The organism is Hydrococcus rivularis NIES-593 (assembly GCF_001904635.1).
Classification (GTDB): domain Bacteria; phylum Cyanobacteriota; class Cyanobacteriia; order Cyanobacteriales; family Microcystaceae; genus Hydrococcus; species Hydrococcus rivularis.
The window spans coordinates 22,432-35,419 of record NZ_MRCB01000010.1 but is presented as its reverse complement, the minus strand read 5'-3'; the positions used below and the strand labels follow the sequence as shown (position 1 = coordinate 35,419).

At 42.6% G+C, this 12,988-nt stretch carries 12 protein-coding genes and 2 pseudogenes; 3 read left to right on the top strand and 11 right to left on the bottom strand.

Going from position 1 to position 12,988, the window contains the following annotated elements:
- Positions 1-100: 100 nt before the first annotated feature.
- The 3 genes from NIES593_RS10300 to NIES593_RS10290 all read right to left on the bottom strand — a co-directional run bounded on the left by NIES593_RS10300 (position 101) and on the right by NIES593_RS10290 (position 3,453).
- A complete protein-coding gene (locus NIES593_RS10300) occupies positions 101-1,006 on the bottom strand; it encodes a S1 RNA-binding domain-containing protein (protein ID WP_073599501.1) in 906 nt (301 codons plus the stop codon).
- 233 nt (positions 1,007-1,239) lie between these two features.
- On the bottom strand, positions 1,240-2,106 hold the full coding sequence (locus NIES593_RS10295) for a carbonic anhydrase (RefSeq protein WP_073599500.1): 867 nt from the start codon (positions 2,104-2,106) through the stop codon (positions 1,240-1,242).
- Positions 2,107-2,247: 141 nt separating this feature from the next.
- Positions 2,248-3,453 carry a tetratricopeptide repeat protein gene (locus NIES593_RS10290; RefSeq protein WP_073599499.1) on the bottom strand — a complete coding sequence of 402 codons (1,206 nt, stop codon included), beginning with the start codon at positions 3,451-3,453 and terminating at the stop codon, positions 2,248-2,250.
- A gap of 58 nt (positions 3,454-3,511) precedes the next feature.
- Between NIES593_RS10290 and NIES593_RS24070 the strand changes: the two genes are divergently transcribed.
- The 3 genes and pseudogenes from NIES593_RS24070 to NIES593_RS25510 form a co-directional block, all read left to right on the top strand.
- A complete protein-coding gene (locus tag NIES593_RS24070) occupies positions 3,512-3,649 on the top strand; it encodes a hypothetical protein (RefSeq protein WP_175561093.1) in 138 nt (45 codons plus the stop codon).
- 241 nt (positions 3,650-3,890) lie between these two features.
- Positions 3,891-4,166, top strand: coding sequence for a pirin family protein (locus tag NIES593_RS10285; protein ID WP_217651869.1), 276 nt, complete (start codon positions 3,891-3,893; stop codon positions 4,164-4,166).
- 673 nt (positions 4,167-4,839) lie between these two features.
- Positions 4,840-5,079 (top strand): annotated as a pseudogene (locus NIES593_RS25510) (TIGR04283 family arsenosugar biosynthesis glycosyltransferase); the annotation flags it as partial.
- Here NIES593_RS25510 and NIES593_RS10275 read toward each other — a convergent pair.
- From NIES593_RS10275 to NIES593_RS10240, 8 genes and pseudogenes are all read right to left on the bottom strand, one after another.
- A pseudogene (locus tag NIES593_RS10275) lies at positions 5,071-5,373 on the bottom strand (Uma2 family endonuclease); the annotation flags it as partial. The pseudogenes NIES593_RS25510 and NIES593_RS10275 overlap by 9 nt on opposite strands.
- 19 nt (positions 5,374-5,392) lie before the next feature.
- A complete protein-coding gene (locus NIES593_RS10270; RefSeq protein ID WP_073599578.1) occupies positions 5,393-6,307 on the bottom strand; it encodes a branched-chain amino acid transaminase in 915 nt (304 codons plus the stop codon).
- A 40-nt stretch (positions 6,308-6,347) separates the two neighbouring features.
- Entirely contained in the window at positions 6,348-8,129 is a 1,782-nt protein-coding gene (locus NIES593_RS10265) for a M61 family metallopeptidase (RefSeq protein ID WP_073599497.1), read from the bottom strand.
- Between the two features lie 2 nt (positions 8,130-8,131).
- Entirely contained in the window at positions 8,132-8,815 is a 684-nt protein-coding gene (locus NIES593_RS10260; protein WP_073599496.1) for a Crp/Fnr family transcriptional regulator, read from the bottom strand.
- Between the two features lie 87 nt (positions 8,816-8,902).
- Complete coding sequence (locus tag NIES593_RS10255) at positions 8,903-9,883, bottom strand: ABC transporter ATP-binding protein (protein WP_073599495.1); 981 nt, start codon at positions 9,881-9,883, stop codon at positions 8,903-8,905.
- A 256-nt stretch (positions 9,884-10,139) separates the two neighbouring features.
- Positions 10,140-10,928 carry a hypothetical protein gene (locus NIES593_RS10250; protein ID WP_073599494.1) on the bottom strand — a complete coding sequence of 263 codons (789 nt, stop codon included), beginning with the start codon at positions 10,926-10,928 and terminating at the stop codon, positions 10,140-10,142.
- 142 nt (positions 10,929-11,070) lie between these two features.
- A complete protein-coding gene (locus NIES593_RS10245) occupies positions 11,071-11,340 on the bottom strand; it encodes a SemiSWEET family sugar transporter (protein ID WP_083602410.1) in 270 nt (89 codons plus the stop codon).
- Between the two features lie 438 nt (positions 11,341-11,778).
- Entirely contained in the window at positions 11,779-12,813 is a 1,035-nt protein-coding gene (locus tag NIES593_RS10240) for a Gfo/Idh/MocA family protein (RefSeq protein WP_073599493.1), read from the bottom strand.
- Positions 12,814-12,988 lie beyond the last annotated feature (175 nt).

The following is a 12,988-nucleotide window of genomic DNA, read 5'->3' as shown; positions in this document are numbered from 1 at the left end:
GTATTACTGGCTACATGGAAATAGTAACGCGATCGCAGCTTCTTGGCCCGATCTGTGTCACAAATTATCAAGACAACCCACTACCGCTTATGATAACTAATCATTGATTAGAAAGGTTAGTTCTAGCTTGTTCGGCTCGTTCGATTGCGCGTTCCATAACTTCGTCAAGCTTTTCTAAAATTTCTCCGGGATAACTTTCTAAGACTTTAGTCGATAAAGAAACGCGATTTTTATACTCGTCGATCTCCAAAATGACTACTTTAATCTCTTGTCCGATTTTAAATAAGGTTGTTAAAGAATCAATGGGAGAGCCGCTAACTTGTTTGATATGCAGTAATCCCGTTACTCCATCCAGGTCAACAAATACTCCATAGGGTTGTATTTTGACGACTTTACCTTCCATTAGCGCCCCCGTCTCCAGCTTTCTAATTGCGGCAGCGCGGGCAGCTTGTCGTTGAGACAGGACGAGTTTTTTGTTGTCTGGATCGACTTCTAAGAAAGTTGCTGTCAGCAATTGGCCGACTAACGATTCTAAGTCTTCTTTTTCAATTAAATGCGATCGCGGAATAAATCCTCGCAATCCTTCTACTTCCCCAGTTACGCCGCCCTTATTGACTCCCGTCACTCGCATTTGTACCGATTTTCCGCTTTGAGCGATTTCGCTTACGCTGTCCCAAGCTTTTTTAAGTTCGAGTTGACGGCGCGACAGCGTTACCTGACCTTCTTCATTTTGCCCGCTGACAATTAAAAAGTCCTTTTCTTCTCGTAGCGGCAGACTCTCAGCCAAGGAGACTCCGGATTTTACAGACGCTTCTCTGAGAGGAACGAAACCGGGAGATTTGCCGCCGATATCAACATAAGCTCCCTCGGAAGTATGTTCAAAGACTGTACCGCGTACTATTTGTCCTTTGGCAAATTGATAGTCGTGTTGGTCGAGAGCTTTAGCAAAATCATCGAGAGAAAAGGATAATCCAGGCTCTTGAGAAGAATTAGATTTAGCAATCATGGTATTATTGTGCGTGAATGATTAGCTCGCGGGTTCGATCGCGCTATAGAGTTGTGCAAAATAACTCTAACACGTGTGTCTGGGAATCTTCTGCTCCTTATTGGTTGTAGCTTGCTTGCCGAGCCGTCCAGGCACCTGCAATCGGCTCTAGAGAAGCAAAAGAGACGTTAGCGAATAGTGTATTTTTGTGAAGCCACCAATCGCTAATTCAATGAATTCGATCTGAGTATTGATTATCGAACTTTACTCTGAGAACCTCGGTAAATGCGTTCTGCCTGTTCGGGAGATAAATGGGAATAGCCCACAGGATTATTCCCGTTTCCGTTACTCGCAGGCAAAGATTCTTGAATCCTCGATCTAGTCTCTGGTGTAGACATTGGTGAGATATCCGGCACCTTATCCGGCACTTTAAAAGGGGCATAGTGCGCAAGTGGCGCACTCGGATGCAGAACGTATTCCGGTTCGGGAAAAGTTAGACGACTCTGAGGAGGAACAAAGTCGTGCAATACGGGATCGTAGGCTAATACTTCCCCAGTTTCGATGCGATAGATCCAGCCATGGAGAGATAGTTTTTGCTGGTGCTGTTTAGATCGAATGCTCGGATAAGTTTGTAAGTTACTTAACTGATTGAGAACGTTTTCAGCGATAGTAAGCTCTAATAATTCTTCGCCCTCTATATAACTACTGTAGTTCTCATTGACAACTCGGCGCGTGGCTTCTGCATGTTTGAGCCAATTGTACACCAGGGGCATTTTTTCTTCTAAGCTATTTAATTTCAATAGCCCCTTCATCGCTCCGCAGTGGGAGTGTCCGCAAACGACGATTTGCTCGATCCCTAACGCATCGATCGCATATTCTATAGAAGCACCTTCTCCGCCATTGGCAGCCCCAAAGGGCGGAATAATATTGCCGGCATTGCGAATTACGAATAACTCGCCTACTTCTGCTTGGGTAATTAGATTGGGGTCGATCCGCGAGTCCGCGCAGGTAATAAACAAAATTCTGGGGTGTTGACCGTGGGCAAGTTGCTCGAAGAGTTCTCTGTGGGAGCTAAAGTAGCCAGTTTGAAACCTTTGCAACCCCTCAAGTAGTTTTTTCATAGGGAGAATTCGGACTTAGATCGAAGTTTTCTAACACTGATTAGATAATTAATTCTCCAAAGGAGAACCTGTATTTTCTAATACTCATTTAATTATCGACTAGAAGGGAACTTTTGCAGTTCATTCTCTTGTGGAGAATTTTTAAGCATTCGGACGATTGTTTTGAAGCCGATCTCGCTTGGATTTAGCTAACTCAAAATCGGGGTTAATTTCTAGGGCTTTATTATAGCTGGCGATCGCCGACTCCAGTCGTCCCCAATTTTCTAGGGCAACGCCTCGATTGTACCAGCTTTCATAAGAGTTCGGTTGCAGTTCGACGACTTTATCCCAACACATAATCGCCTCTTCCCACCGCCGCAGATTAAACAAGGCATAGGCGCGATCGTTCCAGGCTTGAGGGTCGCTGGGATCGAGTTCTAGGGCTTTATTATAGCTGGCGAGTGCTTCTTCCAATCTGCCCAGATGCGCCAAGGCACTACCCCGATTGTGCCACGCTTGAGGGAGGTTGGGGTTGAGCGCCAAGGCATATTCCCAAGAGGCGATCGCGCCTTCGAGATCGCCCAAATTTGCTTGTTGCAGCCCGCGATTGAACCAGCCTTCTACCGTATCGGGCGCAGGCAACCCTTCCAGCTCTTGCTGAGCGGTTTGGAACTGCTCGATCAGCCTCTCGACAATAACTTGAGGATCGTTTGTTTCAACTCCTAACTGTTGAGCCATCTGCGCTAGTAGCTTGCTATCCTGCTGCAACCTGGCGAGTAATTGTTCTATCGTCAGGGTTTCTGTTGTTGCTGAATCAGCAGAATAAGCCTCAGTTTCTGGCGTTACCGACTCAAATTCCCTGCCTTCGTTTGTCTCGGAAATTGTTGGCGCTGCGGGCATTTCTAGATCGGGTCCGTCATATTCCCAGATAACGCTGCCGACATTTCTACTATATAGTTGTCTGCCGATAGAATAAGAAGTCTCTCCAATTTGCTCGATCGCCGGAAAGGAGCGCGCTAGCTCGCCCAAACGCATCATGCGGGCAGCTAGCTGCTGATTGGGTGCGCTTGAGGCGAGAACTCTCGCTCCGAAGCGTTCTAACCATGCCACCCAATCTTTTTGCTTGCCTCGTTCTTCAAGTTGTTGAAAAAACTTAAGGATTCGTCCTTCGTGCCAGCCGTGGGCTACACCTTCAAGCAACTGGCTAAATAAAAATTCGTAATCGGTATCGGAAAGCCCCGACGGCGCATCCTCCGCCTTGCTTTTTCCTTTCCGATAGCGTCCGGAAGCTTTCGTCCTTCCCAGACTAAATAACTGCTTGAAGAAATTCTTAAGCCCTTGCCAGATTTGGCTGAATAATCTCTGCATTCTGTAATCTTACTTCTACTCTACTTCTAAGGATGCGATCGCAATTCTTATTGTGCCAATGACCTCATTCTACGGCATATCATTCGGTTCGGCAGGAGATGTTTTCTGTCAAAGTCAAATAGGGAAACGCTATGCGCCTCGAAACCAAGGACATTTATGGATTTATCGATCGCTTCGCACTCTCTTCTTATTTTAAACAAACCTTACTCTCATCCCCTAAAGGTATTAATTTAATTCAAAATCGGTATTGGAAGATCGTTAATTTGCTCTGTAAGATTTAGGAATTTAAGACTTAAACTAAAGTCGATTGATATAGATCGATAGCATGGATTGGTAATATTATCTATCAACTAAAAGCACAATTTTTGAAAATTAATATCAATTTTGCTATATCTTTAAAAAGATTTTCCGAATTCATCAAAAACTTCTCTTTAGAATTGTGTTTAATAAAAAACTCGATTCAAGGAAAATATTACAGAAAATATGTCGTATCTCCCGACGGACGAGAAGGCAGCGCGACCATTCATCAAGATATCTGTCTCTATGCTTCTATACTAGAACCGGGCAGCGCGATCGCGTATCAGATTCAACCAGGTCGCTACGGATGGCTGCAAATAGCCCAAGGTATAGCCACCTTAAACGGCGAACGCTTCGGGCAGGCGACGGGGTGCAAATCAACGGTGAGGGAGATCTTGAAATTAGCACCGATGTAGGTGGGGAAATTTTGCTGTTTGACCTAGCGTGACCAAAATAATTCGTCATTCGTAATTCGTATCGATGCTCGGAGCACTTCGCTATCCCCCCAAGGAAGGGGGGACAAGTCGAGAACAATCATTGCTGTCCCCCCTTGATAAGGGGGGTTGCTCGTGCAGCGTGCGCGTCGGTTCGTAATTTTTGGACACAAGCCCGGAGGCGGAGCGTCTCCGGCTCCGCTCTTCTTTCAAGAAGAAAAACTCATACAATTCAATCCTTATTTCAAGCCTCTGACTTTAGTCATGGGGTAATAATTACGAACCGCCGCGCAACCGGGGGGCGAGCAGCGACGAATTGCCGCTGTGCGGCTTGACGCTCGTAAAACCAATTTAGTTTACTAAAGGAGAACTAATCGTGATTCCCTCTCTTGTTCAAGAAGTTCCCTTTCCCAGCTAGCCTGCGATTGCTGTTCTCCAGCTCGTTTACAAAGTCCACTTAAGTGGACTTACACGATTAGCCAGGAACTTAAGTTCCTGGCTCCCTATTGGATGGCTGCTAGATGTAAGGATTCCCTTTTTGGTTGGGCACCGCTAAAGTAATTACAATTTTTTTATAACTGTCAGATGACTAAAATTAGCATCATTATTCCTGTTTTAAACGAAGCCGCAAACGTTCAAGAATCTTTATCTAGACTCTTTACGATTAGTTGAGAGGATGGTGAATTTGCGATCGCGCTTTTGTTCTCTTCCCTATGGCGATCGAGCTATCTTTCTCAAAGCCTCTATTTTTCGGGAAATCGGAGGCTTTCCTATTCTTCCTATCATGGAAGATTTTGAATTCATATTACCCCTAAAGAAAAAAGGTAAAATTACGATTGCGCCAGCTAAAGTTATTACATCGGGTCGTCGCTGGCAAAAGTTAGGGGTTTTGAAGATAAAAACATTCATCAGGTTCGGCACCACTTAATTGTGGGCGTTGGAAAGTAGTTGAACCAAGGGGATAAATGTTTATTTCCAACTCTTCGGCTATAGTTTCAACGAAGCGACCTAATACTTTTTTATACAGTTCGTGTTCGGGGGACGGTGCCATAATTTCTAGAGTGCCACGATTGTAGGTCAGGCGTAGGCGGCGATGGCTGAGTTCTTTCAGTAAAGTTTCATAGGTTTGCCAACTAATACCTGACAAAGTAATTTTTTCTTCTGGCGGTGTGAAAATTTTACTACTCATGACACTCTGAAATTTAATTTCAATCCAAGGGAATAATGTAGACCCACTCTTTATAGTCGGGATCTTTATTTTCTACGATTGCCGTTAATTTTTCTTTTAACCGATCTGTAATTGGTCTCTCTGGTGATAATTCAAATCTCTCGATCCTTTTAACAGGAGTGATTTTAGCCGCAGTTCCGCTTAAAAATACTTCGTCAGCAATAAATAATTCAGATTTATCAACGGGTCTTTCTACGACTGGAATTCCCATATCTCTCGCAATCGTTAAAATACTATCTCGGGTAATTCCTTCGAGAATATCTTGGTCGTATCCAGGGGTAATTAATTGTCCGTTTCTGACAATAAATATATTCATGCCCGTTGCTTCGCAAACTTTCCCCTGAGAGTTCATTAAAATTGCTTCGTCAAAGCCTGATTCTACCGCTTCCGTTTTGGCTAAAGCTGAAGTAATGTAAGCAGCCGTAATTTTTCCTCTGAGAGGGAAACTGCGATCTTCTTGACGATACCAAGAACTAATGCGACAGCTAATTCCGCCGGGAGATAAATAATCTCCCATTTCTAAACCATAGACCAAAAAATCTTTTTCAATATTATGAAGTCTGGGCGCAATTCCTAATCCAGAACTATAGACTAAAGGACGTATATAAAAAGATACTGTAGGTCTGTTTTTCTTGACAAAATCAACTATAATTTGCTGAATTTTATCGGCTGGTATTTCGTAATTTAGAAATTTAGCACTTTGGCTTAGTCGTTTGCAATGGCGATCTAATCTGAATAGTAAAATTTGGTTAGGATTTTGAGAATCGGGAATGCCACGCAATCCGCCAAATGCTGCCGTTCCATAATGTAAGGCATGGGTAGCAACAGAAATTTTTGCGTTTTCAAATTCAATAAATTGGTTTTCAAAATAAGCAATGGGAAGGAAATTATGCATCGTTTGCATTTTGGATTTTGGATGAAAGGATCTTGGATTCCTAGTTAACTCTTTCCAGCCAACCAACGAAATTCTGTTTTTGAATATTTGAAGGATTCTCAATCCGTACAATTTCATAACGACTGGGTTGGGGGGTTGCTAGTTGGACTGTAAGCGTTCTCAGTTCGTCCTGGTGGAAGACTGTAACTTGAATGATATCACCAGCTTGATAATCTTTGAGTCGTTCGTTCAATAGTTCGGCAGTGACTCGCATCCCATTTATCGCTAGCAATTCATCATCTGCATCGATTCCAGCTACTCCTGCTGGAGAACCGGCTTCGACAAATTTAATGACTTGTTTGTTGTTTTCTGCCTGTACTTTCATGCCTAGATACGGATAGGGATCTTCTTCTAGAATGCTTTTGAGTTGCAAGCCGAAGGGTTCGAGATATTTATCGAAGGGTAATTCATCAGTTCCATCAATATAACGCTCAAAGAAGTCGCTTAAGTCTATTCCAGCCACCGATTCGATCGCTTCGTGCAATTGTTCGGGAGTAAAACCAATTTCCTCTTTCCCAAACTGCTGCCACATTTGACGCATAACATCATCAAGCGATCGCGCATTATTATGGCGTTCTCGAATTAATAAATCTAGCAATAATGAAACTAATTCCCCTTTTAAATAATAGGAAATTTGGGAATTATCGCTATTAGCATCTCGGCGATATAATTTAATCCAAGCGTCAAAACTCGATTCGCTTAAAGGTTGTACTTTTCGTCCTGGAATAGTTAAAAAGCGAGTAATTTCTTTGTCTAAATTCTCCAAAAAGGTCTTATCATCATAAATACCCGCCCGTAATGGAATTAGTAGGTCGTAATAACTGGTCGTTCCTTCCGAAAACCATAAGGATGTCGTGTAATTTTCTCGTTCGTAATCAATGGTTTCTAAAGCTTTTGGGCGAATTCGCTTTACGTTCCACAGATGGAAGAATTCGTGAGCGACTAATTGGATAAAGCGATTATATTTATCCTTGGCACGAAACCCAAAGCGAGGATAATTTAACGAACAAGAATTTTGATGTTCTAATCCGCCAAAACCATTATTTGATAAATGAAGTAAAAAGACGTACTTTTCATAAGGCAATTCTCCATAGAGGTTGGCTTCTACCTCAATAATTTTTTTCGTATCTTCTATAATTTTCTCTGGATTGGCATTGCCTTCTCCCCAGATGGCTAATTGATGCGGTTTGCCCAAAACTTCAAAATTGTAGAGGCGATGGATGCCAATTTCAAAGGGACTATCGACTAAAGTATCGAAATCTTGTGCCTTAAAGGTATTATTTTTTCCGGCGACTGAAGGTAAGGAAGTCGTTATTTTCCAATCGGGGTTTGGCGGTAAAATTGTCACTTCGATAGGCTGCTTTTCTAAGCCTGGAATAAAGAAGAATAATGCCGCACCATTGAAATAGCCGTGGGTTGCATCTAAATGATTGGTGCGGACTGAAAGTTCGTTGGCAAAGACCCGGTAGTAGACAGTTATTTTCGAGCAAGTTGAGGTTTTTACTTGCCAGTGATTTTTACTAATTTTACGACTAATTAATGACTGATTTTTGTCGCTACTGTGGGCAACAAAATCTTGTATATTTCTCGCATATTCCCGTACTAAATACGATCCGGGCGTCCAAACAGGCATTTTGAGATCGAGCGTGGGAGATTGCCAATTTTCAACTTGTAAAGTTACCTCAAAGAGATGAGAGGTAGGTTGAGGCATGGCTACCTCATAAGAAATAATAGGAAGAGTTAAAGATGAGCTTTGCTGTTGGATGAGATTCGCTTTGGTCATGCTTATAACTGTTTGGCAAGGTGATAGAGTTGTTTGATATTCGTTAAGTATAAAGCGCGATCGCTCGGTTCGATTTCTAGCCAACCTCTATCCTGCAATTTATTCAAAAGTCGGCTCGTTTCTTCACAGTTAATGCCTGCCAGATCGGCTAAATCTTGATGGGGAATATTTAAAATTTTAGTACCTTTTTCCGTAGGTTGACCGTAGTTCTCTGCAAGAAAAATTAATGTTTTAATTAGCTTAAATCTAGGAGGATGACGATATAATTGAAAACGATAGTACAATTGGCGCATTCTGTGTGCCATTAACTGTAACATGCGGTGATGCAGCGCGGGATCTTTGAGGAGCATTTGCAGGAAGCGTTGAGCCGAAATACTTAGTAATCGTACGTCAGAAAGTGCGATCGCTTCTGTAGCGCGAGGAGATTCATCGAGGACTGCCATCTCGCCAAAACAATTGCCGCGACTAAGAATTTCTAGGGTAACTTCCCGATTGCCATACAAAGAGCGGATTTTTACCCAACCGCAGACAATAAAGAAAACCGCCTTGCCCCAGGCAGATTCCGTAATAACGGCACTATCTTTTGAGTAGTCCTGTTTTTGGGCAACAGAAACAAGCCTTTCTAACGTTTCTGGACTGGCGCCGATAAATAAAGGAAAAAGCTCGCCAATGGCTTTAGTCTCCATCAAAGGTTTGTTTGTAGAAACAGCAACAATTGTGCAACGGCTATCCTTTCATTACAACACAATGTCCGTTAACTGACTAATTAGTTGCTACTGGCTAGAAGTAATCCCTCGCTCTCTCAACTGACGGATAAAAAATTCTTCCAGGGAAGCACGCGCTAGGTTCATGCTAATAAGTTGGGCATTCATTTTATCGATCGCAACGAGAAATTCTTGAGGATCGCCTTTGAGATGACCGTGCCAGCAACTATCTTCCCAGATTAACTCATCAATCCACTGCTTGAGTTCTTCGGCATCGCCTCCCTTGACGACGACTTGGTAAATGTCTGCTCTACCGAGAATCTCATCGAGAGAACCCATACAAATTAATTCTCCTCTGGCTAAGATGGCAATGCGATCGCAAATTTGCTCGACATCCGATAGGACGTGAGAATTAAAAAAGATAGTTTTTCCCTGTTTTTTGAGGGAGAGAATAATTTCCCTAACTTGGTAACGTCCCATCGGATCGAGTCCCGACATCGGTTCGTCTAAAAAGACCAATTCGGGATCGTTGATCAATGCCTGCGCCATGCCAATGCGTTGCAGCATTCCCTTAGAATACTGTCTCAGTTGCTTTTTGCGAGCAGTTTTGCGATCTAATCCCACCAAATCGAGAAGTTCGGGAATGCGTTTTTTCTGCACCGATGCAGGGATTTGAAAGATGCCAGCGGCAAACTGTAAAAATTCTATCCCCGTGAGATAATCGTAGTAATAGGCATTTTCGGGAAGATAGCCGATTCGTTGTTTGACACAGCGATCGCCTATGGGACGATCGAGTAATACAGCGCGTCCTGTAGTAGGGCGGACTATGCCTAGTAGCGTCTTTAATAAAGTCGTTTTTCCCGCGCCGTTAGGTCCGAGCAAGCCAAAAGTTTCTCCCTCATATACTGACAGAGAGCAGCTTTTTAAGGATTGAATTTTTTGATTGAGCCAAAAGCCTGTGCGGTATATTTTCCCCAAATTCCAAGTTTGCACTACTGGCATTGGTTTGGCGGTGGTTGATTCGGTTTGCAGGTGCGCAGAAGAATCCATCCCAGTTCCAACAGAACTCGTAAGGTTTGCGATCGATAGATCTAAAATAGAATTTTAAATTAAATACAGAGACTCGTAACTCAGTAATTACACTGATTTTTGTAGATCTGCTGGTAATTTAAATAAACTATCCTCATTCGATTCGAGTTCGGCGACTCGCAAAAACAGCATCGAGGTTTAAGGCACCATAAATGTCATGAATTCTCTTGTGGGGTAAAGCGTAAGTGCAAGAATGAAGAAACAGGGCTCCGAAAATTTATGCTATGTGAGTACACAGTTGATAGGTCAAGATATTATAAAGTGGAGATATAGGCTTCAAAAAATCTATAGTGGGATCGATAATTATATATTTATCTTGAGAGAGCAAAATATTTTTTTGATTTAAACTAAAAATTCTAATTCCTTTTGATAACAATCTCCGAAACAGATAAACTGTTTGAATTTTTAAGAGTTGTCGTTGACGATCTTTATCTAGTAATAGATGTAAATTAAACTGAGGCTTGACAAGAATTTCTTCGAGACTAGGTATCTTAAAAACTTGGCAGAATTCCAGACTAAAACCAGTTTTTGTTTCTCCTAATGTTACGCCGCCTTCAATATTTTGCATAAAGAGAATCTGTTTAAAAAAGACATCGATCGCGCTGGTTTCAAAATGCAAATAAACCGGACAAATTTGCAGCATCGCTCTTTCTTTAGCATTGAGTTTAGTTTCAAACTCAATAGACAGTTGAATGCTCCTGTCAAACTGTTTTTTCAGATTTTCAGCCAAGAATTTTCCTTGAGAGCATTTGAAAGCTAGACTAGCATGAGGAAAGATTTCTAATTCAGAACTATCTTTAGCGAGGATATAAATTCCTTGTCCGAGTTTGTCGGAATAGGGATTGATATTATATTCGTCTCTATTCTTCTCCAAAGTGACATTGAAAGACTGTAATTTATCTATAAATTTAGCCAAACTTCCATAGTGATTTTCTATGCGATCGCAAGTATCTTTAGTAATATCGATCTTTATTCGCTCTTGGTTATAGGTTTTAATTGGAAGCATCAAAAATTTTTTTATTGATTCAAGAATCCTGTCGTCCTGGGACTCAGGATAGCAGTTGCCAAGCGGATGCTGCTTGCCAATCAGCTATTCGATCTTCTTAAAGCTTTGCTGACTCCGAATCGCTATTCAAACCTCGATCTTTCTAGACAACATTCTTGTATCGAATTTTCAAAACCAAGATTATAGAGGTTAGAAAAAAAGTCACCACATTTGCGACAATCAAGGGGATGTTGCGAATCGAAACGCCGTATACTAGCCATAGCACGATTCCCACGCTGAGAATTATCAACATGCTCCAGGAAATGTCGTCAGCCGATTTAGATTGCCAAGTTTTGATCGCCTGCGGTAGATAGGCAAGCGTCGTCAGAATTCCAGCTATTAATCCCAACAGAGTTATAAAATCGATTTTCATCTATAACGCGATTGAATTAACTTTATACAAGTTAAGCACGATCGCGTTTAGCTCGGCAATCTCTCCAAAACAATTCAAAATTCAAAATTTAAGAGGGTACAAGCTTCTCCTTTCAAGGAGAAAAAGAAAAAATATCTTCCTGATTTCAAACCTCTTAAAATAGGTGCTAATACCATTTTTCATTCATTAATGACAGAAATAGTCGATTGCCCTCACCCCCAACCCCTCTCCCTATTTGGGAGAGGGGAGAAGCATAAGTAGGTAGTGCGAGCATCTTACTCGCGAGCGGGATGCTTGCACTACCCAATACTATGCTTGTTCAACCAGATTTAATATCAGTAATAATTTGGCGCTGCTTGGACGCTCCGCTTGCCTCCTGCGCGGCGGCTAACTTTGAAGGCGAAGGTTCATAATGTCCGAATCCGTCGCGAAGCACCATCACTGGTGCAACTGAGGCACAAAAATTATCTCTCCTTGTCGTTGTAGAGAAAGGCTCAAACAACTGAGAACTTGTACTAATTGAGCGCCAACCCAACCAGAAGAAAGGGAACAAGTTTCTTGAGAACGAATCATTTGCAAAAAGCGATCGCAAACTTTTTTCAACGGTTCAGCCGCTTCGATTTCCAACACCTCGCTTGATTGTCCGACAGGAATAAACCCTTCTCCTTGCTTTTGAAAATAGCCATGCTGAAGCATTAACGGTGCTTGTAAGTTCATCTCATCAAAAATTAAACTTCCCTGCGTTCCCACCAAACAGAGTCGTCGCTGTTTGTCGGGATTCAACCAACACAAATGAAGATTGGCTTGAAACCCATTTGGATAAATCAGCGTCGCCCAAACTAAATCCGGCAAACCCTCTTGCAACCAAACGCTTCCCCTAGCCTGCACCTGCGTAGGAATTTGCCCCAACCAATCATTAAAAATGGCAATATCGTGAATTGCTAAGTCCCACAAAGCATCCACATCTTGACGGACTGGTCCTAAATGGGTACGACTGGCATAACCATAGCGCAATTCTCCTAACTGTTGCGATCGCGCTACTTGCCGACCTCGTTCCACGGCAGGATGAAATAGATAGGTATGATCGACCAATAACTGTCGCTGTTGTTGTTGAGCAAGGCGCGTCAGTTCTAAGCATTCACTCGGATCGAGGGTAAGGGGTTTTTCTGCCAAAACATGATAGCCAAGCCGTAACGCATCGGCAATGAGTGGATAATGAGTCGAAGCAGGCGTAGCCATGACTACTGCATCGATGCCTTTTAGCTGTCGTACCGCTTCCCAATCCTTGGCGAGAACTACTTTCGTCTCGTCGAGATGAAATTTCTCGCGACATTCTGCTAATCTTTGAGCAGAGAGATCGACAATGGCAAGAAGTTCGGCTTGGGGATGGTGAAAAAAATTTCGTACCCAATGGACACCCCAGCGTCCGACCCCTAAAATAACAATTCCAGTTTTCTTGACATCCTCCCCCACTTAAGCCACCTCGCTACGCTCGATGTCTTTGTCGAGTAGAGAGGAATATGTCGCCATATCCTCCCCCTCTAAGAACCGTGCTCGACGATTTTTCATCACACGGCTCAAGCTATCTGGACTAAGCTCTATGACCATGAATTTGTTTGTGGCACTGTTGATGAACATGAATGAGGTT

Bases quoted from the DNA above. Each gene is read 5' to 3' on its own strand.
- NIES593_RS10300 (WP_073599501.1), bottom strand. From the start codon at position 1,006: ATGATTGCTAAATCTAATTCTTCTCAAGAGCCTGGATTATCCTTTTCT.
- NIES593_RS10270 (WP_073599578.1), bottom strand. From the start codon at position 6,307: ATGCATAATTTCCTTCCCATTGCTTATTTTGAAAACCAATTTATTGAA.
- NIES593_RS10245 (WP_083602410.1), bottom strand. From the start codon at position 11,340: ATGAAAATCGATTTTATAACTCTGTTGGGATTAATAGCTGGAATTCTG.
- NIES593_RS10250 (WP_073599494.1), bottom strand. From the start codon at position 10,928: ATGCTTCCAATTAAAACCTATAACCAAGAGCGAATAAAGATCGATATT.
- NIES593_RS10290 (WP_073599499.1), bottom strand. From the start codon at position 3,453: ATGCAGAGATTATTCAGCCAAATCTGGCAAGGGCTTAAGAATTTCTTC.
- NIES593_RS24070 (WP_175561093.1), top strand. From the start codon at position 3,512: ATGACCTCATTCTACGGCATATCATTCGGTTCGGCAGGAGATGTTTTC.
- NIES593_RS10265 (WP_073599497.1), bottom strand. From the start codon at position 8,129: ATGACCAAAGCGAATCTCATCCAACAGCAAAGCTCATCTTTAACTCTT.
- NIES593_RS10260 (WP_073599496.1), bottom strand. From the start codon at position 8,815: ATGGAGACTAAAGCCATTGGCGAGCTTTTTCCTTTATTTATCGGCGCC.
- NIES593_RS10295 (WP_073599500.1), bottom strand. From the start codon at position 2,106: ATGAAAAAACTACTTGAGGGGTTGCAAAGGTTTCAAACTGGCTACTTT.
- NIES593_RS10255 (WP_073599495.1), bottom strand. From the start codon at position 9,883: ATGGATTCTTCTGCGCACCTGCAAACCGAATCAACCACCGCCAAACCA.